The 25958-nt window shown below is 60.6% G+C and carries 20 protein-coding genes; 10 read left to right on the forward strand and 10 right to left on the reverse strand.

Annotation, left to right across the window (positions count from 1 at the left end; genetic code table 11):
* Positions 1-22 precede the first annotated feature (22 nt).
* The 3 genes from glnD (at position 23) to J1C59_RS15065 (ending at position 4202) form a co-directional block, all read left to right on the forward strand.
* Positions 23-2677: a bifunctional uridylyltransferase/uridylyl-removing protein GlnD gene (gene glnD / locus J1C59_RS15055; RefSeq protein ID WP_140917011.1), complete on the forward strand. Its 2655-nt coding sequence runs from the start codon at positions 23-25 to the stop codon at positions 2675-2677.
* A gap of 83 nt (positions 2678-2760) precedes the next feature.
* The gene (gene dapD, locus J1C59_RS15060; RefSeq protein ID WP_128084917.1) at positions 2761-3585 is read left to right on the forward strand and encodes a 2,3,4,5-tetrahydropyridine-2,6-dicarboxylate N-succinyltransferase; all 825 of its coding nucleotides are present in this window, start codon (positions 2761-2763) and stop codon (positions 3583-3585) included.
* Positions 3586-3809: 224 nt separating this feature from the next.
* Positions 3810-4202, forward strand: a complete 393-nt coding sequence (locus J1C59_RS15065) for a DUF3461 family protein (protein WP_010254085.1) — start codon at positions 3810-3812, stop codon at positions 4200-4202.
* Positions 4203-4257: 55 nt separating this feature from the next.
* On the opposite strand, the gene J1C59_RS15070 is transcribed toward J1C59_RS15065, so the two are convergent.
* The 3 genes from J1C59_RS15070 to dgt form a co-directional block, all read right to left on the reverse strand.
* Positions 4258-5415, reverse strand: a complete 1158-nt coding sequence (locus tag J1C59_RS15070; protein ID WP_128084916.1) for a CdaR family transcriptional regulator — start codon at positions 5413-5415, stop codon at positions 4258-4260.
* A 184-nt stretch (positions 5416-5599) separates the two neighbouring features.
* Positions 5600-7033 carry a serine endoprotease DegP gene (gene degP, locus J1C59_RS15075; protein ID WP_128084915.1) on the reverse strand — a complete coding sequence of 478 codons (1434 nt, stop codon included), beginning with the start codon at positions 7031-7033 and terminating at the stop codon, positions 5600-5602.
* A 135-nt stretch (positions 7034-7168) separates the two neighbouring features.
* A complete protein-coding gene (gene dgt, locus J1C59_RS15080) occupies positions 7169-8659 on the reverse strand; it encodes a dGTPase (RefSeq protein ID WP_128084914.1) in 1491 nt (496 codons plus the stop codon).
* 92 nt (positions 8660-8751) lie between these two features.
* Between dgt and mtnN the strand changes: the two genes are divergently transcribed.
* The 3 genes from mtnN (at position 8752) to J1C59_RS15095 (ending at position 10610) form a co-directional block, all read left to right on the forward strand.
* Positions 8752-9450 carry a 5'-methylthioadenosine/S-adenosylhomocysteine nucleosidase gene (mtnN, locus tag J1C59_RS15085; protein ID WP_128084913.1) on the forward strand — a complete coding sequence of 233 codons (699 nt, stop codon included), beginning with the start codon at positions 8752-8754 and terminating at the stop codon, positions 9448-9450.
* Entirely contained in the window at positions 9443-10237 is a 795-nt protein-coding gene (btuF, locus tag J1C59_RS15090) for a vitamin B12 ABC transporter substrate-binding protein BtuF (protein ID WP_128084912.1), read from the forward strand. Before mtnN ends, btuF begins: the two co-directional genes overlap by 8 nt.
* Positions 10238-10358: 121 nt before the next feature.
* Positions 10359-10610 (forward strand): hypothetical protein, encoded by a 252-nt coding sequence (locus J1C59_RS15095; RefSeq protein WP_128084911.1) that lies wholly within the window; start codon positions 10359-10361, stop codon positions 10608-10610.
* A 30-nt stretch (positions 10611-10640) separates the two neighbouring features.
* Here the strand turns inward: J1C59_RS15095 and erpA are convergent, their stop codons facing one another.
* Positions 10641-10988 (reverse strand): iron-sulfur cluster insertion protein ErpA, encoded by a 348-nt coding sequence (erpA, locus tag J1C59_RS15100; protein ID WP_111140272.1) that lies wholly within the window; start codon positions 10986-10988, stop codon positions 10641-10643.
* A gap of 203 nt (positions 10989-11191) precedes the next feature.
* Here erpA and hemL point away from each other — a divergent pair, with 203 nt between their 5' ends.
* Positions 11192-12472, forward strand: coding sequence for a glutamate-1-semialdehyde 2,1-aminomutase (gene hemL, locus J1C59_RS15105; protein WP_140917012.1), 1281 nt, complete (start codon positions 11192-11194; stop codon positions 12470-12472).
* Between the two features lie 263 nt (positions 12473-12735).
* Here hemL and fhuB read toward each other — a convergent pair whose 3' ends face one another.
* From fhuB to hrpB, 6 genes are all read right to left on the reverse strand, one after another.
* Positions 12736-14715, reverse strand: a complete 1980-nt coding sequence (gene fhuB / locus J1C59_RS15110; RefSeq protein WP_140917013.1) for a Fe(3+)-hydroxamate ABC transporter permease FhuB — start codon at positions 14713-14715, stop codon at positions 12736-12738.
* Positions 14715-15593 (reverse strand): Fe(3+)-hydroxamate ABC transporter substrate-binding protein FhuD, encoded by an 879-nt coding sequence (fhuD, locus tag J1C59_RS15115; protein ID WP_140917043.1) that lies wholly within the window; start codon positions 15591-15593, stop codon positions 14715-14717. Before fhuD ends, fhuB begins: the two co-directional genes overlap by 1 nt.
* A 9-nt stretch (positions 15594-15602) precedes the next feature.
* The gene (fhuC, locus tag J1C59_RS15120) at positions 15603-16397 is read right to left on the reverse strand and encodes a Fe3+-hydroxamate ABC transporter ATP-binding protein FhuC (protein WP_128086707.1); all 795 of its coding nucleotides are present in this window, start codon (positions 16395-16397) and stop codon (positions 15603-15605) included.
* Positions 16398-16439: 42 nt separating this feature from the next.
* Positions 16440-18638, reverse strand: a complete 2199-nt coding sequence (gene fhuA, locus J1C59_RS15125) for a ferrichrome porin FhuA (RefSeq protein WP_140917014.1) — start codon at positions 18636-18638, stop codon at positions 16440-16442.
* 199 nt (positions 18639-18837) lie between these two features.
* Positions 18838-21366, reverse strand: a complete 2529-nt coding sequence (gene mrcB / locus J1C59_RS15130; RefSeq protein ID WP_128086706.1) for a bifunctional glycosyl transferase/transpeptidase — start codon at positions 21364-21366, stop codon at positions 18838-18840.
* Between the two features lie 98 nt (positions 21367-21464).
* Positions 21465-23948: an ATP-dependent helicase HrpB gene (gene hrpB, locus J1C59_RS15135; RefSeq protein WP_140917015.1), complete on the reverse strand. Its 2484-nt coding sequence runs from the start codon at positions 23946-23948 to the stop codon at positions 21465-21467.
* A gap of 36 nt (positions 23949-23984) precedes the next feature.
* On the opposite strand from hrpB, the gene thpR reads away from it, so the two are divergent.
* From thpR to dksA, 3 genes are all read left to right on the forward strand, one after another.
* Entirely contained in the window at positions 23985-24542 is a 558-nt protein-coding gene (gene thpR, locus J1C59_RS15140) for an RNA 2',3'-cyclic phosphodiesterase (protein ID WP_140917016.1), read from the forward strand.
* Positions 24520-25224, forward strand: a complete 705-nt coding sequence (sfsA, locus tag J1C59_RS15145; RefSeq protein WP_128086957.1) for a DNA/RNA nuclease SfsA — start codon at positions 24520-24522, stop codon at positions 25222-25224. The genes thpR and sfsA overlap by 23 nt, the downstream gene beginning before the upstream one ends.
* 247 nt (positions 25225-25471) lie before the next feature.
* Positions 25472-25927 carry an RNA polymerase-binding protein DksA gene (dksA, locus tag J1C59_RS15150; protein ID WP_111140281.1) on the forward strand — a complete coding sequence of 152 codons (456 nt, stop codon included), beginning with the start codon at positions 25472-25474 and terminating at the stop codon, positions 25925-25927.
* The last annotated feature ends 31 nt before the right edge of the window (positions 25928-25958 follow it).

The raw sequence follows: 25958 nt of genomic DNA on the forward strand, positions 1-25958 counted from the left end.
GGCTAAAAAAGAGAAGAGCTGCATGAGCGTGAGTCTGTCGGAAGATGTGAAGAGCGGTCTGGCCGATTCCCCGGCCGGATGGAGTGACGACCAGCTGACCCGCGACAGCCTGAAGCTGCGGCTGGAACAGTTTCAGCAGCATCTGGCTGCCGCGTTTGATGCGGGTGAAGCGGTAGAGCCGCTGATTGATGCGCGCACGCTGTTTATCGATCGGCTGCTGTGCCGCCTGTGGCGCTTTTTTGGCTTTGCGGAGATGCCGGCGATCGCGCTGGTCGCCGTGGGCGGCTATGGCCGGGCCGAGCTGCATCCGCTCTCAGATATTGATGTCCTGATCCTCAGCCGTCAGCCGCTGGACGAACAGGCCGCACAGCGCACCAGCGAGCTGCTGACGCTGATGTGGGATCTCCGGCTGGAGGTGGGCCATAGCGTCCGCACGCTGGAGGAGTGCCTGCTGGAGGGGCTCTCTGATCTCACCGTGGCCACCAACCTGATTGAGTCCCGGATGCTTACCGGCGATGTAGCGCTGTTTCTGGAGTTACAGAAGAACATCTTCAGCGACGGCTTCTGGCCCTCCTCCACCTTTTTTGCGGCCAAAATTGAGGAGCAGCAGGAGCGCCACAAGCGTTATCACGGCACCAGCTACAACCTGGAGCCGGATATCAAGAGCAGCCCCGGCGGCCTGCGGGATATCCATACGCTGCAGTGGGTCGCCCGACGCCATTTCGGGGCCACCACGCTGGACGAGATGGTCGGCTTTGGTTTCCTTACCGACGCGGAACGCAGCGAACTCAACGAATGTCAGGCGTTTCTCTGGCGTATCCGCTTTGCCCTGCATCTCTCCCTGCCCCGCTACGACAACCGTCTGCTGTTCGATCGCCAGCTCAGCGTGGCCCAGCGCCTGAACTATCAGGGCGAAGGCAATGAGCCGGTTGAGCGGATGATGAAGGATTTTTATCGGGTCACGCGGCGCATCGGCGAACTGAATCAGATGCTGCTGCAGCTGTTTGATGAGGCGATTCTGGCGCTCTCCACCAGCGAGAAGCCGCGCCCCATCGATGACGATTTTCAGCTGCGCGGCGACCTGATCGACCTGCGTGACGAAACGCTGTTCAGACGCGAACCGCAGGCTATTCTGCGCATGTTCTACGTCATGGTGCGCAACGACAGCATCAAAGGCATCTACTCCACGACCCTGCGCCATCTGCGCCATGCACGCCGCCATCTCAGTCAGCCACTGTGTCAGATCCCGGAGGCGCGACGCACCTTTATGGCGATCCTGCGCCATCCCGGCGCGGTCAGCCGGGCGCTGGTGCCGATGCACCGCCACAGCGTGTTGTGGGCGTATACGCCGCTGTGGGGGCATATCGTCGGACAGATGCAGTTCGATCTGTTTCACGCCTACACCGTCGATGAGCACACCATTCGCGTTCTGCAGAAGCTGGAGAGCTTTGCCAGCGAAGCGACCCGGCCGCAGCATCCGCTGTGCGTGGAGTTATGGCCGCGTCTGCCGCAGCAGGAGCTGCTGCTGATGGCCGCCCTGCTGCACGACATTGCCAAGGGGCGCAACGGCGATCACTCGATTCTCGGCGCGCAGGATGCGCTCGACTTCGCAGAGATGCACGGCCTGAACTCGCGGGAGACGCAGCTGGTGGCCTGGCTGGTGCGGCACCATCTGCTGATGTCGGTCACGGCGCAGCGGCGCGACATTCAGGACCCGACGGTGATCCAGCAGTTCGCCGAGGTGATGCAGAATGAGAACCGGCTGCGCTATCTGGTCTGCCTGACCGTGGCCGACATCTGCGCCACCAACGAAAGCCTCTGGAACAGCTGGAAGCAGAGCCTGCTGCGCGAGCTCTTTTTCGCCACCGAGAAGCAGCTGCGACGCGGCATGGAGAACAGCCCGGATCTGCGCGAGCGGGTGCGTCATCATCGCCTGCAGGCGCTGGCACTGCTGCGGATGGATAACATCGATGAGGAGCGGCTGCATCAGATCTGGAACCGCTGTCGCGCCGACTATTTCCTGCGCCATACGCCGAATCAGATTGCCTGGCACGCCCGCCACCTGCTGGTTCACGATCTGAAAAAACCGCTGGTGCTGGTCAGCCCGCACGCCACGCGCGGCGGCACCGAAATTTTCATCTGGAGTCCCGATCGGCCACATCTGTTTGCCGCCGTCGCCGGAGAGCTGGACCGCCGCAATCTCAGCGTGCACGACGCACAAATCTTCACCAGCCGCGACGGCATGGCGATGGATACCTTTATCGTGCTGGAGCCGGATGGCAGCCCGCTCTCGCCGGATCGTCATCCGATGATCATTCAGGCGCTGGAGCAGGCGATCACCCAGTCCGAGTGGGTGCCGCCGCGCACCCGCCGTCCGTCGGCCCGGCTCAAACATTTCAGCGTGGATACCGAGGTCAACTTCCTGCCGACGCACACCGACCGCCGCAGCTATCTGGAGCTGGTGGCGCTGGATCAGCCCGGTCTGCTGGCGCGGGTCGGGGAAGTCTTCGCCGATCTGGGGGTTTCACTGCACGGCGCCCGCATCAGCACCATTGGCGAGCGGGTTGAGGATTTGTTTATTCTGGCCAACAGCGAACGGCAGGCGCTGAATGAAGAAATGCGTAAAGCGTTGCAACAACGGTTGACAGAGGCCCTTAATCCAAACGATAAAGTGTGACCCGACCCGACTGGTAACCCTTTATCTTTTTACTTGTGCCGGGGTATTGCCCGGCATCGTACATGACAGATCAGGAAAAAAATATGCAACAGTTACAGAGCGTTATTGAATCCGCCTTCGAACGTCGCGCTGACATCACCCCGACCAGCGTGGACAGCGAAACCCGTGATGCCATCAACCAGGTAATCTCTCTGCTGGACAGCGGTGCACTGCGCGTTTCTGAGAAGATCGACGGCGAGTGGGTAACGCATCAGTGGCTGAAGAAAGCAGTGCTGCTCTCTTTCCGCATCAATGACAACCAGGTGATGGAAGGCGCTGAGACCCGTTTTTACGACAAGGTGCCGATGAAATTTGCGGGCTGGGACGAGGCGCGCTTCAAAGAAGCCGGTTTCCGCGTGGTGCCGCCTGCGGCAGTGCGTCAGGGTGCGTTCATCGCCCGCAACACGGTGCTGATGCCTTCTTACGTCAACATCGGCGCTTTCGTCGATGAAGGCACCATGGTGGACACCTGGGCGACCGTGGGCTCCTGTGCGCAGATCGGTAAGAACGTTCACCTCTCTGGCGGCGTCGGTATCGGCGGCGTGCTGGAGCCGCTGCAGGCTAACCCGACCATCATTGAAGACAACTGCTTCATCGGCGCACGCTCTGAAATCGTGGAAGGCGTGATCGTTGAAGAAGGCTCAGTGATCTCCATGGGCGTCTACATCGGTCAGAGCACCAAAATCTATGACCGCGAAACCGGCGAAGTTCACTATGGCCGCGTTCCTGCCGGTTCCGTAGTGGTTTCCGGTAACCTGCCGTCCAAAGATGGCAGCTACAGCCTCTACTGTGCCGTGATCGTGAAGAAGGTGGATGCGAAAACCCTCAGCAAAACCGGCATCAACGAACTGCTGCGCACCATCGACTGATTGCAGTGACGGGCTGGAAACCAGCCCGTCATCTTTTCTTTACATCCATTCTCAATCCACCTGCTTCGCGTTGCGAATGATCGGGTGCGTTTAGTTTTCATCCAGGTCATAATCCGCGCCAGTTAAATCCTGTCGCGCAATGTTCATCCCGCTGCTTTATGTCTACAGTTGTCTGACGTCATGAACAAAACTGCGCGCTTCTCACTTTTGATGGAAACAACGCTATGTATGACAATCTGAAAAGCTTAGGAATCAGCAATCCGGACGACATTGACCGCTACAGCCTGCGTCAGGAAGCCAACAACGACATTCTGAAAATCTACTTCCGCAAAGATAAAGGCGAGTTTTTCGCGAAGAGCGTGAAATTCAAATATCCGCGCCAGCGCAAAACAGTTGTGGCCGATCACGCGACCCAGGGCTACAAAGAAGTGCAGGAAATCAGCCCGAATCTGCGTTATGTCATCGATGAGCTGGACCAGATTTGCCAGCGTGACCAGGTTGAAGTGGATCTGAAACGTAAGATCCTGGATGACCTGCGTCATCTGGAGAGTGTGGTCTCGCACAAGATCACTGAAATCGAGTCGGATCTGGAAAAACTGACCCGTAACGGTCGTTAATTTTTTCGCCGACAGCGGAGGCCAGCGTTGCTGGCCTTTTTTATGTCCGCTCTCCTCACCCCTGTTCATCCAGCTGTAACGCCACATAGAGCAGCAGCCGGTCGTCGAACTGCCCCAGATTAAGCCCGGTCAGCTCTGAAATCCGGTTCAGCCGGTATTCAAGCGTGTTGCGATGAATAAACAGCGCGCGCGCCGTGGCGCCCGGCTGAACGTTGTGGGTGAACCAGGCGATCAGCGTCCGGCGCAGCAGGCCGTTGTTATCCATACTCCTGAGTTTTGCCAGAGGCCGGGCGAGTTCATTGGCCTGCCAGCCACCGCGCAGGCTGTCGAGCAGCACCGGCAGCACCAGATCCTGATAAAAATAGCTGCGCACCTCAGGCATCCGCTGCTTACCGACCATCATTGTCGTCCGCGCCGTCCGGTAGGAGCGCGCGATGCTGCCCGGCCCGCTGAAAAAGTTGCCCAGCGCGATGCGCATCCGCAGGTGACCGCTCTCTTTCATGCGCTGCAGCAGCTGCTCGACGCGACGACGGTGATCCTCCTGGTCATAACGTCCATGCGCATTCAGGGCGGGCTTCAGCACCACCATCTCCGTCAGCGACACGATGGCAATCAGATTATCGCGCTCCGGGGTCGTCAGCAGGGTCTGCAGCTGCTGCAACTCCGACATCGCGCTGTCGACGCCGAGCTGACCGCTGTCGATCTCCAGTACCGCCACCACCCGCGGCTGATTGAGGTCGATACCCAGGCGCTGCGCCCATTCGGTCAGCTGCGGCGACAGGGTATCGCTGCGGATCAGGTTCAGCACCAGCTCCTCACGCAGACGGCTATCCTGCGCCAGCATATGCAGCAGCCGCGCCTGTTCCAGCATCATCTCCGCCGTCATACAGACCAGCTCGCCATAGTGACGCAGAGCTACCGGCTCGCCCGTCAGGCCAATCACGCCGACGATGTCGCCATCGATCCGCAGCGGCAGGTTAATGCCGGGCCGTACGCCATGAAGATGTTTAGCCACCGCCTCGTCGATATCGACCACCCGCCCCTGCGAGAGCACCAGCAGAGCGCCTTCGTGCAACTCCCCAATGCGCTCCCGGTCACCGCTGCCGATGATCCGGCCGCGCGCATCCATCACGTTGACGTTGCTGTCAATAATCTTCATGGTGCGTGCCACGATATCCTGTGCCAGCCGGGCATCAAGGTGATAGGTCGCCATCCATAACTCCTGATAAAGAGGGGGGAGAAACAGAATACGCATGCGCCCGGCGCAGAGCATTGTGCAATTGCACAGAGCCGGGGAGGCATTTACTGAATCTGCGGTCAGCATCACACTCTGGCGGGGTAGAGCGCGGGCACAAAAAAGGCGGACCGCAGTCCGCCTGTGTATGAGGGATAACCCGTTACTGCATCAGCAGATAGATGCTGCTGTCACCGCGTTTCACATTCAGCGCCAGCACGGAAGGTTTGGTATCCAGCACTTTGCGCAGTTCACCCAGGTTGGTCACCACCTGCTGGTTAACGCCCTGGATCACATCGCCCTTTTTCAGGCCGATGCGCGCTGCGGCGCTGCCCGGTTTCACATTGTCCACGCGGACGCCCTTGTCACCGGTTTCGACATTGCTGAGATCCGCCCCTTCAATGCCGTTATAGATGGTGGCGGACTGCACTTTCGCCTGGCTGCTCTGCTGCAGCTGAACGGAGACATCGACCGGTTTGCCGTCACGCAGCAGGCCCAGCTTCAGCGTGGTGCCCACCGGCAGTGAACCCACTTCGGCGCGCAGGGATGCGAAGCTGCTCAGCGGTTTGCCGTTCATTGAAACGATGACGTCACCCGCTTTGATGCCCGCTTTGGCCGCCGCCGAATCCGGCAGCACCTGGCTGACAAAGGCGCCGCGCTGTGCATCGACCTTCATCGCTTTTGCCAGCTCGGAGTTCAGCTCCGTACCCTGCACGCCCAGTTCGCCGCGTTTCACCTGACCAAACTCAACCATCTGAGCCGTCAGGTTTTTCACCATGTTACTCGGGATCGCAAAGCCGATACCGATGTTGCCGCCGTCCGGCGCCAGGATGGCGGTGTTAATCCCGATCAGCTCACCGTTGAGGTTAACCAGCGCACCACCGGAGTTACCCCGGTTGATCGCCGCATCCGTCTGGATGAAGTTTTCGTAGTTTTCCACGTTCAGGCCGCTGCGGCCCAGCGCCGAGACGATACCGGACGTCACGGTTTCGCCCAGGCCATAAGGGTTACCGATCGCCACGGTGTAGTCGCCCACGCGCAGGTTGTCGGAGTCGGCAATTTTCACCGCGGTCAGGTTTTTAGCATCTTTCAGCTGAACCAGCGCGATGTCTGAGCTGGGGTCTTTCCCGATTACTTTGGCGTCGTAACGACGGCCGTCGCTGAGCTGTACCTGAATTTTGGTCGCATTGTTGACCACGTGGTTGTTGGTAACCACATAGCCTTTTTCGGCATTAATGATGACGCCCGAACCCAGCGCCCGGAATTTTTCCTGCTGCGTATCTGGCGCAGGCGCGCCGCCGCCCTCACCGCTCTGGCACATCGGTGAGCCCTGGAACGGTGAACCGTCCTGGCAGAAAGGCGAGTTATCGCCAAAGAATTGCTGGAACTGTTGCGGCATACGCGGGGTTTTCACCGTGGTGGTCCCCTCGACGCTGATACTGACCACAGAGGGCATGACCTTCTCCAGCATGGGAGCCAGACTTGGCTGTTGCTGACTGTCGGATGAGGCCGTTTGTGCAGCAGAAACAGTAACAGGGGCGAGGGCCATGCTCAGGCTCAGAGCCAGCGCACTTAACATTAAGGTCTTTGTTTTCATTTTTTCGTTTCTCAATAAGATTACTGTTCAGACCATTGCTGTGGTCGAAAGGTGAGATAAATGTTTTAGCGCGAAGTTCCTTTAAAAGTTTAAGCTAAAGGTAAAAATTTATTCGCGCTCTTTACAATCGGTGGCTTATTCTACGGCCATCAGTCGGCGGTACTCATCCCAGGCGTAGAGGTCGGTCATTCCGCTGATATAATCCTGAATAAGCCGGAAGCGATAATAACGCTCCCACAACAGCCGTTGATATTTATGTTCCACCACCAGATTACGCATCTTATGCAGATACGCTTTGCGATGTTTGCCGGAGAGCTTATGGAAAAGCCGGGTTTCGATCGGGTGCTGGCGCAGGAAATCTTCATTTATCAGCGTGGTAAAGGCTTCGTAATTCAGGCGCATCAGCGGCGCGTAGATCTCCAGTAAGCCTCTGATCACCCGATAGCCCTGCAGCTCCAGCTGCTCGACTTCCGAGTGGTTAAACACCTGCTGGCGCGCGACGGTCTTGAACAGCTGCAGCAGACGCCCCTCCTCTCCCTCATCTTCCAGCAGCGCATGATTGAAACTTCCCGCGAATATGGCCGGCAGATTATCGACAAAACGTTTCACGGCGTAGCTGACCAGTACGCTCTGAACATTTACGCGTAATGACATAAAAAATTGATCGCTGCGGCTGCGGCGTTTTTTACTGCAGGCTTCACGCCAGGCTTCGCCAATCGTCCGGCTGAAAGCGTCATTATTTTTAACCGGTCCCCAGGCTTTATTCAGAAACTCATACAAACTTTCAACATTAAAGATATCTTTTTCTACAGCATCATCCAAATCTGCAATACAGTAGGAGATATCATCGGCGGCTTCCATTATATAGGTGAGCGGAAAGCGATGATGTTCTTCCATATTGGTGGCGGCGCGCAGGTCAGCAATATAATCCTGCTCGGAGAGATAAAAGCCCGGCTTTTTCATTAATACGCTAAATTCGGCGGGCTTTTCACCCTGCCACCAGGCGGGTGCGGTATATTTCAGGATGCAGGCGACCTGCGAATAGCTGAGATTGAGTTGCAGCAGCGTGTGCACCATGCGGATAGCCTGCGCGTTGCCCTCGAAATGGCAGAGATCCTGGCGAATCATCGCATTGAGTTGATCGAATGCCCTGCGCTGCTCCTCGCCTTCCACGCCCGCCACCAGCGGGTCCACCAGCTCGGCGGCGAGGTGCTCTTCGAACCAGTCGTTAATGGCCGCCTCGCCAAAATGACCAAACGGCGGGTTGCCGACGTCGTGAAGCAGGCAGGCCATCTCTATCAGGCTTTCAAACGCCCCTTCCAGCTCATCCAGGCCATACTGCGCCAGCCCGCCCTGCATCTTCAGGGTTTGCAGGATCTCTTTAGTGATGTAACGGCCGGTCTGCTGCACCTCCAGCGAGTGCGTCAGGCGGGAGCGGACGGCGGCGTTGCGCTCCAGCGGAAAGACCTGCGTTTTCTGCTGCAGGCGGCGGATGGCGGCGGAATTGATAATCCGTCCGCGGTCGCTCTCAAAATGACGCGTAATGTAATATTCGCCTTCCGGATCTTTACGACTGGTATAAGGGCGCGAGAAGCTGATCTTCTTCCTGAAATTGATCGCCGACATGAATTACCCCTGACTTTTTCGTGAATTAATCCCCGGACTGCCATGTTAGACTATGCCCTAAATTTTGAATCTTTACATTAGCGGAACTCATTATGAAAGCAGGCATCATCGGCGCGATGGAGCAGGAAGTTACCCTGCTGCGCGACAAAATTGAAAACCGTCAGACGCTGTCGCTGGCCGGTTGCGAAATTTACACCGGCACCCTGCAGGGTGTTGAGGTGGCACTGCTGAAATCGGGCATTGGTAAAACCTCGGCCGCGCTGGGCACCACGCTGCTGCTGCAGCTCTGCAAGCCCGACGTGGTGATCAACACCGGTTCGGCGGGCGGCTTAGCCGCCACTCTCAGCGTTGGCGATATCGTGGTGTCCGAAGAGGTGCGCTATCACGATGCGGACGTTACCGCGTTTGGGTATGAGCCAGGCCAGATGGCAGGTTGTCCGGCCGCCTTTGTTGCCGACAGCACGCTTGTCGCAGCGGCGGAAGCCTGCATCAAACAGCTGAACCTGAATGCCGTGCGCGGACTGGTGGTGAGTGGTGATGCCTTTATCAACGGTGCAGCGCCGCTGGCGCGTATCCGTCATCAGTTCCCGCAGGCGATTGCCGTTGAGATGGAAGCGACCGCGATCGGCCACGTCTGCCACCAGTTCCAGGTGCCGTTCGTGGTGGTGCGCGCCATCTCCGACGTCGCCGATCAGGAATCTCACCTCAGCTTCGATGAGTTCTTGAGCGTTGCGGCGAAGCAATCTTCGCTGATGGTGGAGAACCTGCTGGCGCATCTGGCGCGTGGCTAAAACGCTGCTCTTCTGCTGGCTGCTGCTGTTCAGCGGCAGCCTGCTCGCCTCCCCGCCCCGTGTGATCACCCTCGCCCCCCACCTGACCGAACTCGCCTTTGCCGCCGGGATCACCCCGATTGCGGTCAGCGCCTGGTCCGACTATCCGCCGCAGGCGAAACAGATTGAACAGGTCGCGAACTGGCAGGGCATCCGGGCCGAACGTATTCTGCAGCTGAAGCCGGATCTGGTGCTGGCCTGGCGCGGGGGCAATCCGCAGCGTCAGATTGCGCAGCTGCAGCAGCTCGGGGTGACCGTGAAATGGATCGATCCGCAGACGCTGGATGAGATGTTCACGGCGCTGGCCGATCTGGGCCGCTGGAGCCCGGAGCCGGGCCAGGCCAGGCAGGCTGCACAGCAGCTGCGCGGGCAGGCAGACGCGCTGCGTCAGCGCTACGGTCACCTCACCGCCGTTCCGCTTTTTCTGCAGTTTGGTCAGCAGCCGCTGTTTACGGCCTCCGGTGCCACGCTGCAGGATGCGGTGATCAGGTTATGCGGCGGCAGCAACATCTTTGCAGAGAGCCGCGTCAGCTGGCCGCAGGTCAGCCGCGAGCAGGTGCTGATGCGCCATCCGCAGGCGATTGTGATCGCGGGTAGCGCCCGCCAGGCGGAGAACATCCGCGCATTCTGGCAGCCTCAGCTCAGCGTGCCGGTGATCGCCATCAACGAAGACTGGCTCAGCCGGCCAGGCCCGCGTCTGCTGCTGGCGGCCCGGCAGCTCTGTGCGGCCCTGCATCCTGAGCACTAAATCCACAAATTGATTAAAGTCCCTACAGTTTTTGCCGTTAAACACTAACAGAGACGGACGCGCCACGTATGCTCGCCGTCCTTTCAGCGCTTATGCGCCTTTACGACACCAGGAACTGAATATGACCAGAGCACTGCTGCTGGCCATAGGGCTATCGCTCGCCGGTACGGCGATTGCGGGATCGATTAATGGCTCTATCGGTGCCAGACTTGTTATCTATTCACGCTGTGAAATCAGCACGGCTCCGCGCCAGCCCGCGCCGCAGATAGCCTGTGGCAGACAGCCGGATGCGCAGCCGCGCGTGACAGAGAGTCAGATTCAGAGGCAGGGAAGCGTAACGCAGCGTAATCGGCTGATTACGATCGAATGGTAAGCAAGGCCGTCTGGATGACGGCCTGCACGATCAGATACTGAAGGAGGAGCCACACCCGCAGGTGGTTTTGGCATTCGGGTTGGTCACGATAAAGCGCGAACCTTCCAGACCTTCCGTATAATCCACCGAACCGCCCACCAGATACTGCAGGCTCATCGGGTCAACGACCAGGGAGACGCCCTGCTTTTCAATCGTCATATCGCCATCGTTCAGCTGGTCATCAAAGGTGAAGCCATACTGGAAACCGCTGCAACCGCCACCGGTGATATAAACGCGCAGTTTCAGCGCCGGGTTCTCTTCGTCGGCAATCAGGTTCTTCACCTTGGTGGCTGCGGCGTCGGTAAACTGCAACGGCAGTGCTGCTACTTCATCACTCATGTTTTACTCCGGTAAACGCCCAGGTCAGAAAACGACCTCAATTACGCTATTATCAGTCAGCACCTCAGCGCAATCAAGCTCTGCCCTTCGCACTCTGTGCCGCTTTCCGCGCGCTAAAGGGCGCTGCGGGTGAATCTGCCTTCCGTCTGCTGCCCCTCTTCCGTAGAATGGGGCGATATTTTTCTGAACCGCTGGAGCCGAAAATGAGTAAGTCCGAACAACTGTTTGCCGAGGCACAACGCCTGATCCCGGGTGGGGTAAACTCGCCAGTACGCGCATTTACCGGTGTGGGCGGCGTTCCGCTGTTTATTGAACATGCCGATGGCGCTTACCTCTATGACGCCGATGGCAAAGCCTATATCGACTATGTCGGATCCTGGGGCCCGATGGTGCTGGGCCATAACAACCGCGCAATCCGCGATGCGGTGATCGAAGCCGCGCAGCGCGGGCTAAGCTTTGGCGCACCGACCGAAATGGAAGTGACGATGGCGCAGCTGGTGTGCGAGCTGGTGCCGAGCATGGAGATGGTGCGGATGGTGAACTCCGGCACCGAAGCAACCATGAGCGCCATCCGCCTGGCGCGTGGCTTTACCGGGCGCGATAAAATCATCAAGTTTGAGGGCTGCTACCACGGCCACGCCGACCACCTGCTGGTGAAGGCCGGATCCGGTGCACTGACGCTGGGTCAGCCAAACTCGCCGGGCGTTCCGGCCGATTTCGCCAAACATACCCTGACCTGCACCTTTAACGATCTCGATTCGGTACGCAGCGCCTTTGCGCAATATCCTGAAGATATCGCGGCTATTATCGTGGAGCCGGTCGCCGGCAACATGAACTGCATTCCGCCACAGCCGGACTTCCTGCCGGGCCTGCGTGCGATCTGCGATGAGTTCGGCGCGCTGCTGATTATCGATGAAGTGATGACCGGTTTCCGCGTTGCGCTGGGCGGTGCCCAGGCGCATTACCACGTGCGTCCCGATCTGACCTGCCTCGGAAAAATCATCGGTGGCGGGATGCCGGTCGGCGCCTTCGGTGGCCGTCGCGACGTGATGGCCGCGCTGGCCCCGACCGGGCCGGTTTATCAGGCGGGCACGCTCTCCGGTAACCCGATCGCGATGGCTGCGGGCTACGCCTGCCTGTCGCAGATCGCGCAGCCGGGCACCCATGAGAAACTGGATGCCCTGACCCGCCAGCTGGCGGAAGGTCTGCGCGAGGCCGCCCGGCAGCAGAATATCCCGCTGGTGATTAACCACGTTGGCGGCATGTTCGGCCTGTTCTTCACCGAAGCTGACAGCGTGACCTCTTACGCCGATGTGACACGCTGCGACGTGGAGCGCTTTAAAACCTTCTTCCACCTGATGCTGGAAGAAGGCGTTTACTTTGCGCCCTCAGCCTATGAAGCGGGCTTTATGTCGCTGGCCCACAGCGAAGCGGATATTCAGCACACCGTCGACGCCGCGCGTCGCTGTTTCGCGAAGCTGTAATTTCATCAGCGTAAAAGACAAAGACCGGCAGCAGCCGGTCTTTTGCTTTGATCAGGTTTGCCCCGCTCGGGTGTGTGAGGGTGGCAGCACAGGAGACAGGGTCCCGCCGGAAAGGCGCGCAAGCCGTCATCCCCGCTTCATCCGTCCCGCGCTGTGCCTGCGACGCTTTTCTACGCTGACCCGACGCATTGAGCGTCTCTGTTGTTGTCAGACCCCCCTGAGCTGGATCGGGCCGCCCTCTGAAACCGGCCTGCTTTGTCCTCTTAACCCGAACGCCTGAGCAGCCAGATAAAGTAGGGCGCACCTAAAAACGTCGCCATCAGCCCGGCCGGGATCTGATCCGGGAACGCCAGCATCCGGCCGCACCAGTCCGCCAGCACCATCAAACCACCACCCAGCAGCCCCGACAGCAGCAGCTGCGGCAGGGCTCGCCGGAAGCCCAGCATCCGCGCCATGTGCGGCGCCATCAAACCGACAAAACTCAGCGGACCGATAGTCAGGGTCGCGCTGGCGGTCAGCGCCGCGGCCAGCAGCAGCAGGCTCAGCCGCGCAGGCGTTAACGCCATGCCTGCCGACCGTGCGGTCGCGCTGCCCAGCGGCAGCAGCGTCAGCCAGCGTGTGGCCAGTGGAGCCAGCCCCACCAGCAGCAGTGCGCAGAACGCGCTCTGGATCGCCTGCGTCCCGCTGATGTTATAGGTCGAACCGGAGATCCAGGTCAGCAGCCCGCCCATTCGCGGATCGCCGCTGGCCAGCAGCAGCATCAGCAGCGTGACAAAGGCGCTGTTGAGCGCCATACCCGCCAGCAGCAGCCGCTCCGGCGCGAAGCCGCCCCGGCTGGCGACCGCCATGATCACCAGCAGCGTCAGCGCCGCACCCAGCGCCCCGGCGGGCAGCAGCCAGGCTACGGCATCACCGGGGACAAAAAACATCATGACGACGACGCCGCAGGCGGCGCCCGAACTGATACCCAGCACTTCCGGACTGGCCATAGGATTGCCGGTCAGCCGCTGGATCAGACTCCCGGCCACGCCCAGCATCAGACCAGTCACCAGCGCGGCCAGCACCCGTGGTGCACGCCACGGAAGCAGCGCGTGCAGCAGCTCACCGGCGGAGACACGCCAGCCCAGCGCATCACGCCCGAACGCCAGCCCGCCCCATACCAGCAGCCCCAGCACAATCAGGCCGATCAGCAGCCAGCGCAGCAGGTTCTGCCGCTCGGCGGGCACCCTGTCGCCCTGATGCAGCGCGGGTGGCACAGAGCCGGTGCGCAGGCGCGGCAGCAGCCACAGAAGAAGGGGGACGCCGAGCAGAGCCGTGGCCGTGCCGGTCGGGATGTCGCGCCAGTGCTGGCTGAGCCACAGCACACAACTGTCCGCCAGCCAGAGCAGCAGCGCCCCCGTCAGCGGCGCCAGTATCATCCGGCTGATGAGCCGCCGTCCGCCCAGCAGCTTCGCCAGCAGCGGCGCAAACAGCCCGATAAAGCCAATAATCCCGGCGACGTTCACCAGCTGGGCGCTGAGCAGGATCGCCAGCCCCAGCCCGCCAATCCGCGCGATCGACAGTGACAGCCCCAGATTTTTCGCCACCGTGTCATCCAGCCCCATCAGCGTCAGCGGACGCAGCAGCGCCAGCGCCACGACAAACGCCAGCAGCAGGCGCGGCCAGAGCTGCTGCACATTCTCCCAGCCCATCTGATTCAGCGCACCGGTGCTCCAGAGAAACATGTTCTGCAGCTGATCGTGATTGAAGATCGCAAAGATCTGATTAACCGCACCGCTGTAGAGGCTCAGCACCAGCCCGGCCAGGATCAGCGTGACGGGCGACAGCCGTCGGCCCCAGGCGACGCCAAAGACCATAGCGCCCACCAGCAGCGCACCGCTCAGCGCCGCAAACTGCTGCGCCAGCACCCCGCCCGGCAGATGCCACAGCGTGGCGACAGTAATACCCAGCTGGGCGCCGGACGAGACGCCCAGCGTGGTCGGCTCCGCCAGCGGATTACGCAGGATCTGCTGAAACAGCAGACCGGCCAGGCCCAGACCGGCGCCCACCAGCAGCGCCAGCACCGTGCGCGGCAGCAGGCTGTAGTGAAACACCATCTGCGGCAGGTTATCGACGGCCGGTGACCAGAGCGCCTGCCACCAGTCAGCCTGCGGCAGCGCCTGATGCAGATTCGTCAGGGTGAGGCTCAGCGCCAGCAGAAACAGCAGGCTCAGGAGGCCAGCGGGAAGCAGAGCATGACGCATCAGTGTCTCTCCAGCGCGCGTTCCAGCACGCGAACAAAGTGCAGCGCCGAGAGCGTGGCACCGTAATACCAGACGGCCGGCACGCGCTGAAAGCGTCCGCTGCGCACAAACGGCAGCGCCTGCCACAGCGGGCTGCGCATCAGTTGCTGCATCTCCATGTCGTTGTCATGGTCGAAACAGAGGGTCTCGACGTCGCCCACCTGCGCCAGCTGTTCGATGCCGATCACCGCACTCCCCCAGAAATTGGTTTCGCCGTGCCAGCCATTTTTCAGGCCCAGCAGGGTCATCACTTCGAGAAACAGGCTGTTTTTACCAAAGGTGATGGCGTGACGGCTGTCGAGCAGCGACATCAGCAGGATCGTGCGTCCGGCATAGGGTGCCAGCCGCTGACGCGCCGCCGCCAGTTCCGCATCGACCTCACGCAGATGCTGCTCCGCGCGGTCGCTGATCCCCAGGCGCGCCGCCAGCTGACGCAGGGACGCCCGCGCGGCGGTCAAGGGCTTACCGTCGCCGCTGTGAAGGTCGAATCCCATCGCTGGCGCAATGCGTTGCAGTTTATCTTTCGCGGGGCCGTAGCCGTTGGAGCAGAGGATCAGCGACGGCTGCATCTGCGCCATCAGCTCAAGGTTCGGTTCGGTGCGCAGACCCACATCGATCACGCCAGCGGGCAGCGGCGGCTGGCCGACCCAGATGTTGTAGTTGTGCAGATCGGCCACGCCGTATGGCGTGATCCCCAGCGCCAGCAGAAGCTCGGTGGGTAACCACTCCAGCGCGATAATACGACCGGTCTGGGGCGCAGCGGCACGCAGGGGAAGAGCACAAAACAGCGGTGAGGCCGCCAGCGCCAGCATCAGCCTGCGGCGATAAAGATCGGGCATCATACTTCCTTAACAGACAAAACTGACCGGCGCGCCGCCCTGCGGATGCGGCAGGATGCCCATCGGGATGCCATAAATCGCCGCCAGCACGTCAGCCTGCATAATGGCGTCTGCGTCACCCTCGGCGATCATCGCGCCCTGACGCAGCGCCACCAGATGATCGCAGTAGCGCGCCGCCATATTGATATCGTGCAGCACCGCAATCACCGTTAATCCTCGCTGCTGGCTCAGCGTTTTTATCAGCGCCAGCACCTCGACCTGATGGGCGATATCCAGCGCCGACGTCGGTTCGTCCAGCAGCAGACAGCGGCTGTTCTGCGCCACCATCATTGCCAGCCAGGCGCGCTGACGTTCGCCGCCCGACAGGCTGTCGACCAGCCGTCCGGCAAAGGGCTTCAGCCCGACCTGCGCAATCGCCTCATCGACTCTGTCGCGATCCTCCTGACCAAAACGCCCCAGCGCGCCATGCCAGGGGTAGCGGCCAATCGCCACCAGTTCGCGAACCGTCATCCCTTCGGCTGCCGGTAACTGCTGTGGCAGATAGGCGACCTCACGGGCAAAGGCTTTACTGCTCCAGAGCCCGACCGGCTGCTGATTCAGCCGCACCTCGCCGTGGCTGGCCGCATGGTGACGGCCCAGCATCTTCAGCAGCGTCGACTTGCCGGAGCCGTTATGACCGATCAGGGCCGTCATTTTGCCCGGCGGAAAGGTCAGCGACAGCGGCTGAAGCAGCGTGCGGCCCGGCACCTCAAAACCGGCGTTGTCCAGTGTAAAGGTCGACTCTTCTGGGTGAGGATGCGGCATGGTTATCCCTGTCACGAACGGGCGCTGGTGCGCCCGGTTAAATCAGAATCTGAAGGTCGCGGTACCAACAATCTTACGCTCCGCGCCCCAGTAGCAGGCGTATTCACGATAGCAGCTGGCGACGTAGTCACGGTTGAACAGATTGTTGACGTTGACGCCGACGGTTGATCCCGGCAGGCCGAAACGGCCCAGGTCATATTTCAGCGCCGCATCCACCGTGGTGTAACCGGCTACCTTAAAGTTCTGGTTCTGCTGCGCGCCTGTGCTGTAAAGCCCCTGGCTCTCGCCGACATAACGCACACCCGCGCCCACCGTCACGCCCGACAAGGCGGTCTCATGGAAGGTATAATCACTCCAGAGCGAGGCCATGTGTTCGGGAACGCTCACCGGGGTCCGGCCCTGCAGCTGCGTGTCTTTGGTGTATTCAGCATCGGTGTAGGTGTAAGCGGCCGTCAGGTTAACGTTGGCATTCAGCGCCGCTTTCGCCTCCAGCTCCACGCCGCGCGACCGGATTTCACCGCTCTGCACGCTGAAAAGCACATTGTTCGGATCGGCAGTCAGGTTTTTGGTTTTCGTCAGCTGATAAAGCGCGGCGGTAAGCACCACCGGACGATCTTTCGGCACATATTTCACCCCCGCTTCATACTGCTTCGCGCGGGACGGATCAAAAGGCTGCCCGCCAGATGTTGTACCTGCCGTAGGAATGAAGGATTCGCTGTAGCTGAAATAGGGCGCGATCCCATTGTCGAAAACGTAGTTAAGACCCCCGCGCCAGGTAAACGCCTGATCGTGGTTTTTAATTTCGGAATCACCATTACGGTTCAGCGCAGAGGTCATTGCATAATCGTAGCGGCCACCCAACGTCAGCACCCAGCGGTTCCACTCCATCTGATCCTGCGTATACAGGCCAGTCTGCTCCTGCTTATTCAGATACTGATAGGGGAAAGGTGCCCCGACATTTGCGTCATTGCCGTACTGCGGATTAATGGCATTCAGAGGGGCTGCACTCCCGAAGGCGGCATCAATATCGTTACGCGTTCGCTGATAATCCACGCCCAGCAGCAGCGTATGATCCACCTGGCCGGTAGCAAATTTTGCCTGCGCCTGGTTATCCACCGCGAACTGGTTCAGCTTCTCGTGCGAGGTCGCGGAGCCACGGGTGATCTCCTGGGTAGCCGGGATAAAACCGTTGCCGTAGATGCTGCGATAGTCGGTACGCAGATCGGCATAACGCAGATTCTGACGCACCGTCCAGGTGTCGTTGAGGCTGTGCTCAGCGTTATAACCCACCATTTTGGTGGTGCGCGAAATTTTGTTGCTCTGCTCGCCTTCATCGAAGTCAGTCGGCAGTTTGTACTCGCTGCCGTCGGCGCGGGTAATAGGCACGACGGTGCCCTGCCGCGGCAGCCAGCCGTAATAGCCGGTTTCCGGCTCGTTCTGGAAATAGGTCAGCAGATCGATGCGGGTGCGATCGTCGGGACGCCAGCTGAACGCGGGAGCGATGGTGTAGCGCTTCTCTTTGTTCATCGCCTGCTGCGCATCCTGACTGCGCGCCTGGCCGGTCAGTCGATAGCTGTAGACGCCGTCATCATCCAGCGCGCCACCGAAGTCGAAGCCGGTCGAGAAGAGATTGTCGTTGCCCATCTGGAACTGCACTTCACGCAGGGTTTCCGTCGTCGGCCGCTTGCTCACCAGCGCAACCACGCCGCCGGGATTGCTTTTGCCATACAGCACCGAAACCGGACCGCGCAGCAGTTCGGCGCGCTCCAGGAAGTAGGGATCAATGGCAAACTCAGAGTAGTTATCCCCCTGCAGTTTCAGGCCATCGAGATACTGATTGGTATTGGTTTCGCTGAAGCCACGAATCGACAGGGCATCATAAACGTCTGAGCTGCCACGGTTTCCGGTCAGCACGCCAGGCGTGTAGTTAAACGCCCCTTTGACGCTGGTGACGTTGCGCATTGCCATCTCTTCGCGGGTCACCACGGAGACAGACTGCGGATTTTTTTCGATCGGCGTATCAGTTTTGGTGCCCGTGGCGCTGCGTTTGGCCGCTACCGTTGGCGCCGGGCCCCAGGGGTTTTCCGCTTCGACGCCGCTGCCGCCATCGGCCGAGACGACCAGGGTTTCCGGCTGCGCCGCGTGAAGGCTGGCGCTGAGACTGAGGGTGATCAGGATGCCCAGAAGAGGACGGGAAAAGGTTTTTTGGGTGTTGTCAGAAAAAGTCGTTCGCACGTTCATAAAAGTGTCTCTGGACAGTAGGCGCAGTCAAGCGAATCGAAACGATAATGATTATTATAACGTTTCGATAATATGCGAAAGGCCTCCGGCACTGCAAGCGGAAATCCCCGCTGTGACAGCCTGCGCAGGCCAGTACGCGCAGGATCGTCAGGCATAAAAAAAGGGCGCCGAAGCGCCCTTTTTAACCGGTCAGACCGATTTATTTGCCAAACATATCTTTTATCCAGCCCGCTACGCCGTCGCTATCCTTCTGCTCCTGCGGCTGCTGTTGCTGCTGTTGTTGCTGCTGCTGCTGCTGCTGATCGAACAGCTGTTGCTGCTGCTGAATCTGTTGCTGCTGCTGCTGACACAGCGCATTTGGATCCAGCGCCCACACCGGCAGCGAACGCCAGGTGCTGCTGCCCGTGCCGCAGACGAAGTTACCGGCAGAGTCCACATTCATCATCGACACATCTTCCGGCGGCGTCAGCTGTAACGGCATTGGTGCCTGGATATCCAGGTAGCGACGATAGAGCTGCATCGCCCCGCTGGCGCCGTAAAGTTTGGTCGGCTGGTTGTTGTCGCGTCCCACCCAGGTGATCGCCACTTCTTTGCCATCAATACCGGCAAACCAGCTGTCGACCAGGTCGTTGGTGGTCCCGGTTTTACCGGCCAGATGCGCATTCGGGAAACGCGCGCCCAGCGCACGGGCGGTACCGTGATCGGCAACCTGCTGCATGGTGTAGAGCGTCAGATAAGCGGCCTGCGCCGGTTCAACACGCTGCGCCTGCGGATAGCTCTGATAGAGCACGCTGCCATCTTCCGCAATCACCGAACGCACCGCGGAGAGCGACGCACGGTTGCCGCCGCTGGCGATCGACTGGAACGCCTGCGCCACTTCAACCGGCGTCAGGTTCAGGGCACCCAGCAGCATCGCCGGAACCGGATGCAGCTGATCTTTCGGCACGCCCAGTTTGTTCCATGTCTCCACCACCGCATCCAGCCCCAGCGTCATCCCGAGGTTGACCGTCGGAACGTTCATGGAGTTGGTCAGTGCATCCACCAGCATCACTTTACCGCTGAAGCGACGGTCGTCGTTCATGGGCTTCCAGATGCTGCCGTTAGGCTGCTTCAGCGCAATCGGCTCATCCGCAATCCAGCTGTTCAGCCGGTAGCTGTTGGGCTGGCTCAGCGCGGTGAGATAGGTCGCTGGTTTCGCCAGCGAACCGATAGAGCGGCGCGCCTGCAGCGCACGGTTATAACCGGCATACTGCGGATCTGCCCCGCCGACCATCGCACGCACTTCGCCGCTGAAGCGGTCGACCACCACCATCGCCGTTTCCAGATCTTTCAGGCCACGCTGTTTTTTCAGCGTCGGAATGCCATCAATCACCGCTTTTTCAGCCGCATCCTGGGAGACCGGATCCAGCGTGGTGAAGATTTTCACGCCGGAGAGATCCTTGACCTTGTCGCCCAGCTTCGCCTGCAGTTCATTGCGCACCATCTGCATAAAAGCAGGCTGTGGCGTGATGACGCCGCCCTTCGGCTGCACGCCCAGCGGACGCGCCGAGAGCATGTCATACAGCTCCTGATCGATCACTTTCTGCTGCTGCAGCAGACGCAGCACCAGGTTGCGACGCTCCAGCGCCAGTTTCGGGTTGCGCCACGGATTGTAGAGTGACGCCCCTTTCACCATGCCGACCAGCATCGCCTGCTGATCCAGACTCAGTTCATCAACCGGACGGCCAAAGTAGTAGAGGCTCGCCAGCGGGAAACCGCGGATCTGATCGCTGCCCGCCTGACCGAGATAGACCTCGTTCAGGTAAAGCTCCAGAATGCGATCTTTGCTGTAGCGCGCATCCATGATCACCGCCATATAGGCTTCACGCGCTTTACGCCACAGCGAACGCTCGTTGGTGAGGAACAGGTTCTTCACCAGCTGCTGCGTCAGGGTACTGCCGCCCTGCACCGCTTTACCGGCCGTGATGTTCGCCAGGAAGGCGCGACCAATCGAGTAGGGGCTGATGCCATCATGCTCGTAGAAGTGACGGTCTTCGGTGGCGATCAGCGTATCGACCAGCAGATCCGGGAAGCCGCTGCGCGGAACGAAGAGTCGCTGTTCACCGTTCGGTGACTGCAGCATGGTGATCAGGCGCGGATCGAGGCGGAAAAAGCCAAAATCGCGGCCGGTTTCGAGGTTCTTAATCTCGCTCAGCTCATCCTTCGTGAAGCTCATGCGCGCGTGGATCTGCCCCTCTTTACTGTCGGGGAAATCAAACGGACGACGCAGCAGTTCAATCGTGTTGCCTTTAACCGAAAACTCGCCAGGGCGGGTGATCCGGGAGACTTCGCGATACTGGGTACCCTCCAGCAGCGCCACCATTTCACTTTTGTTGTAGGCCATGCCCGGTTCCAGGCTGACCATGCGGCCATAGACGGTGGCGGGCAGTTGCCACACTTTACCGTCGATCCGGCTGCGAATTTCCGAGTCGAGGTAGATGCCCCACGCGGCCATCACCACCACAAACACCAGGAACAGTTTAATTATCCATCCCAGCCAACGGCGTTTGCCGCGCGGCGGTTTTCCACCTTTACCTTTACGTGGCACCGGCGCTTCCTCCTCGTCATCATTAAAATCGTCCTGACCGATATCCTGTTCGATATCCCTGCGTCGTCCCCGGCCCGTACTGCTGCGCGGCGGCAACGCTTTACCTTTGCGCCCAATTGGTTCGCGATCGTTCCCAGACATTACTTTTCTTCTCCAGGCAGTGCTTACGGCAGCGCCGCTACTCTAACTGCTTTCTCGCGTGCCGCATGGCAGAACCCTCTGAATTCGATCCAGTGGACTCAACCCTGCGGGGACATTTTTTTGGTCCGCCTTGTGGGCAAGGCGGTGGCCGGATCCTCTGGCCAGAGATGTTTAGGATAGCGCCCTTTCATCTCTTTCCTGACCTCCGGCCAGGCTCCCCGCCAGAACGCCGCCAGATCGCGGGTGATCTGCAGCGGGCGCTGGGCGGGCGATAACAGCTCCAGCACCAGCGGAACGCGTCCGTCGGCGACCGCCGGATTACGCGCTTCGCCAAACATCTCCTGAATCCGCACCGCCAGGGCGGGCGGCTTATCCGCATCGTAGCGAATGGGCAGCCGGCTTCCGGTCGGCACAGTGTAATGAGTTGGCAGCGCACTATCCAGCCGCTGGCGCTGTGACCATGTGAGTAAATGTAAGAGTGCGGTGGTCAGGTTCACCGCCTGCAGGCTGCGAAGATCGCGTACGGCTGACATCTGCGGCAGCAGCCACTGCGACAGGCTCTCAAGCAGCGTGCTGTCATCGGTGGCGGGCCAGTGCTCTTCCGGCAGCCACTGCGCCGCGCACTGGATGCGCAGGCGCAGCTGCTCAGCCTCCGGCGTCCAGCCCAGCACCGACAGCCCCTTTTCGGCGATCCAGCGCAGCATGGCCGCATGCAGCACCGCCGGCTCCGGCCGCGCCATCGGCTGCGTTTTCAGCACCAGCGCGCCGATCTGCTCGCGCCTCAACGCGCGCAGCGTGCCTTTCTCTTCATCCCACTCCACTTCGGTCCGGCGCTCCACCAGGGCCGGTAGCTGCTGGCACAGGGCGTCAATATCGACCGGCAGCGCCAGCAGCATCCGGGCATCCGGCGTAGCGCTGGTCTGCAGCAGCGCCGGGACAATCAGCCATTCACTGCGCGTCAGGCCATCCTGCTCATCAAGCCTGGCGCCCAGCCCGTTAGCCAGCTGATAGCGTCCGCTCTGATCGCGCCGCCGCGCCAGCCGATCGCCGAATCCTGCCGCCAGCAGGGCGGCAAAGCGATCGTCATCGACCCGACCGCCCCGGATACGGAGCCGCTGCTGCCACTGCTGCGCCCGCCACTGCCACTGCGGCTGAGGCCGGTGCAGCGCATCACGCAGATCGGCGCTGCCGCTGCGCGGCGGATCTTCCAGAATCGCCACCAGCAGCGCGGCGCTGGCGACCGCATCCGGATCGTCTCCTGCGGCACAGAGCAGCGCCGCCAGGCGGGGATCGCAGCCCAGCTGCGCCATGCGCCGTCCCAGCGGATTCAGCAGGCCGTGGCTGTCCAGCGCGCCCAGCCGGGTCAGCTGCTGTTGCGCCGCGTGCAGATGACGGACGGGCGGAGCATCCAGCCACTGCAGTTGTTCCGGCTGCGTGCAGCCCCACTGCAGGAGATCCAGCCACAGCGACGAGAGATCGCTGTTAACGATCTCCGGTTCACTCTGCGCCGCGGCACGCGCGGCCTGCTCCTGAGGCAGTAAATGCAGGCAGATCCCCGGCATCAGGCGCCCCGCACGGCCTGCACGCTGGATCATCGAGGCCTGACTGATCCGCTGGGTCTGCAGGCGCGTGACGCCGCTGCGGGCGTCAAACAGGGCGCTGCGCTCCAGGGCGCTGTCGACCACCAGACGGATCCCCTCAATGGTCAGGCTCGTCTCGGCGATATTGGTGGCGAGTACCACCTTACGGCGTCCGGCGGCAGCGGGCAGAATCGCCTGTCGCTGCGCCGCCAGCGGCAGCGCGCCATAGAGCGGAGTCAGATCCACATCGTCACCGATTCGGGATTCCAGCTCGCGCTTCACCCGCTCGATCTCCGCCACGCCGGGCAGAAACAGCAGCAGCGAGCCGCGCTCGTCCCGCAACAGCTGGGCGACCTCCCGCGCAACCGCCTCTTCGAAACGCACCGTCTGATTCAGCGATGCGTAGCGCCGCTCGACCGGATAGCTGCGCCCTTCTGAGACGATCAGCGGCGCATCGGGCAGCCGTGCCGCCAGCCGGGCATTGTCCAGCGTGGCGGACATCAGCAGGATCTTCAGATCGTCGCGCAGCCCCTGCTGCACGTCGAGCAGCAGCGCCAGCGCCAGATCGGCCTGCAGGCTGCGTTCATGAAATTCGTCGAGGATCACCAGCGACACGCCCTCCAGCATCGGATCCTGCTGCAGCAGGCGCGTGAGCATCCCTTCGGTGACCACTTCCAGCCGGGTCTGGGGCCCGACGCAGCTTTCGCCACGCATCCGGAACCCGACCGTGCCCCCCGGCTGCTCGCCCAGCTGCTCTGCCAGCCGCTGCGCCACGTTACGTGCCGCCAGCCGACGCGGCTCCAGCATAATGATCCGTCCCGGCAGCCCCGCCTGCTGTAACAGCTGCAGCGGCAGCCAGGTTGATTTGCCCGCCCCCGTGGGGGCGGCCAGCAGGATTTGAGAGGCGTCTTTCAGCGCCGCCAGGAGGTCAGGCAGCACCGCGCTGACCGGTAAATCGCTCACAGCAAACTCCGCTTCTGCCTGTGCTAAGATGGCGCGCATTGTAGCATCCATCCGTGATATTTGCCGGAGAGCGCCATGGCGACACAACGCTTATTTTTTGCCCTCAGCCTGCCTGACGATATGCAGCAGGCGCTGGTGCGCTGGCGGGCCGACACCTTTCCGGCCGGGGCGGGCGTGCCGGTCGCTGCGGCGAATCTGCACCTGACGCTGGCATTTCTGGGTGAGGTGACGCCGGAGACCTCACAGCGCCTGCAGACCCTGGCGTCGCGCATCGTTCAGCCCGGCTTTGATCTCGATCTGGATGATGCCGGACACTGGCCGCGCCCCGGCGTGGTCTGGCTCGGCTGCCAGCGCGCGCCACGCGGTCTGTTGCAGCTCGCCAGCCTGCTGCGGGCGCAGGCCGCCCGGCATGGCTGTCATCAGAGCCCGCAGCCGTTTCATCCGCACATCACGCTGTTACGCCACGCCACGCAGCCGGTAGCGTTACCGCCGCGCGGCTTTCACTGGCGTTTCCGCGTTTCCCGTTTTTCACTGTTCGCCTCTGAGTACAGCCGGGGCCGGACCCGCTATCGCGCACTGGCCAGCTGGCCACTCTCTTCTCAGGATCCCCATGCACTTCTCTCCGCCCCTTAAACCTGCCCGCCTGATCGCCCGTTACAAGCGCTTTCTGGCCGATGTCATGACGCCCGACGGTGAGGTGCTGACGATCCACTGCGCCAACACCGGTGCCATGACCGGCTGCGCGACGCCGGGCGATCGGGTCTGGTACTCCACCTCCGACAGCCTGACGCGCAAATACCCCCACAGCTGGGAGCTGACCGAAACGCAGCAGGGCCACTGGATCTGCGTCAATACCCTGCGCGCCAACCTGCTGGTGGCGGAAGCGCTGGATCAGAACCGGCTGCCTGCACTGGCCGGCTACAGCCAGCGTCAGGCCGAAGTTAAATATGGTACTGAAAAAAGCAGAATTGATTTCCTGCTCAAGGCAGAGGGCCGGCGCAACTGCTATATTGAGGTCAAATCCGTCACTCTTTTACATGAAGGCAAAGGGTATTTTCCGGATGCGGTGACGATTCGAGGCCAAAAGCATCTGCGCGAACTGGCGACAGTGGCGGCAGAGGGCCATCGGGCCGTTTTGTTGTTTGCCGTTCTGCACTCGGGGATTGAGGACGTTTCCCCGGCACGTCACATCGATGCGGCGTATGCAGAACAACTGGCTCAGGCGCAGCAGGAGGGCGTAGAGGTTTTAGCGTTTCAGGCCGCGCTGTCGGCGCAGGGGATGTTTCTTAAATCGCCGATTAACGTAACCTTGTAATATCTTTTGCAATTTTATGTGCTAAGAATGTTCTGAGCGAGACGCTGAATACGCTGTTCCTCACAGGCTTGTCAAGGTGTGTTCATGAAGAATTGCCAACCCTGACTGCTTCTGTTATTTATAGCGGCCTGTTTTTTTCCCCAATGGGGGATCGATGTACCCCGCAGAGGTCAGATGCAGGCTGGCAGTTACGCCCCTGCGAGACGTCAGTGAAAGGGTATAGTGCGTGTTATCCAGGAGAAGCAACATGCAAGAAGGTCAAAACCGTAAAACATCGTCCCTGAGTATTCTCGCTATCGCCGGAGTCGAACCTTATCAGGTGAAGGCTGGCGAAGAGTATATGAACGACGCGCAGCTGACCCATTTTCGTAAGATTCTGGAAGCCTGGCGTAATCAATTGCGGGACGAAGTCGATCGTACCGTATCGCACATGCAGGATGAAGCTGCCAACTTCCCGGACCCGGTTGACCGTGCCGCACAGGAAGAGGAGTTCAGCCTGGAACTGCGTAACCGCGATCGCGAACGTAAACTGATCAAAAAGATCGAGAAGACGCTGAAGAAAGTTGAAGATGACGACTTCGGCTATTGCGATTCCTGTGGCGTTGAGATCGGTATCCGCCGTCTCGAAGCGCGTCCGACAGCCGATCTCTGCATCGACTGCAAGACGTTAGCAGAAATTCGTGAGAAACAAATGGCCGGCTGATGCCGCGTCCAGCCTGTTACCACGCAGCGGA

The sequence above is a fragment of the Pantoea deleyi genome (assembly GCF_022647325.1).
GTDB classification, from domain to species: Bacteria; Pseudomonadota; Gammaproteobacteria; order Enterobacterales; family Enterobacteriaceae; genus Pantoea; species Pantoea deleyi.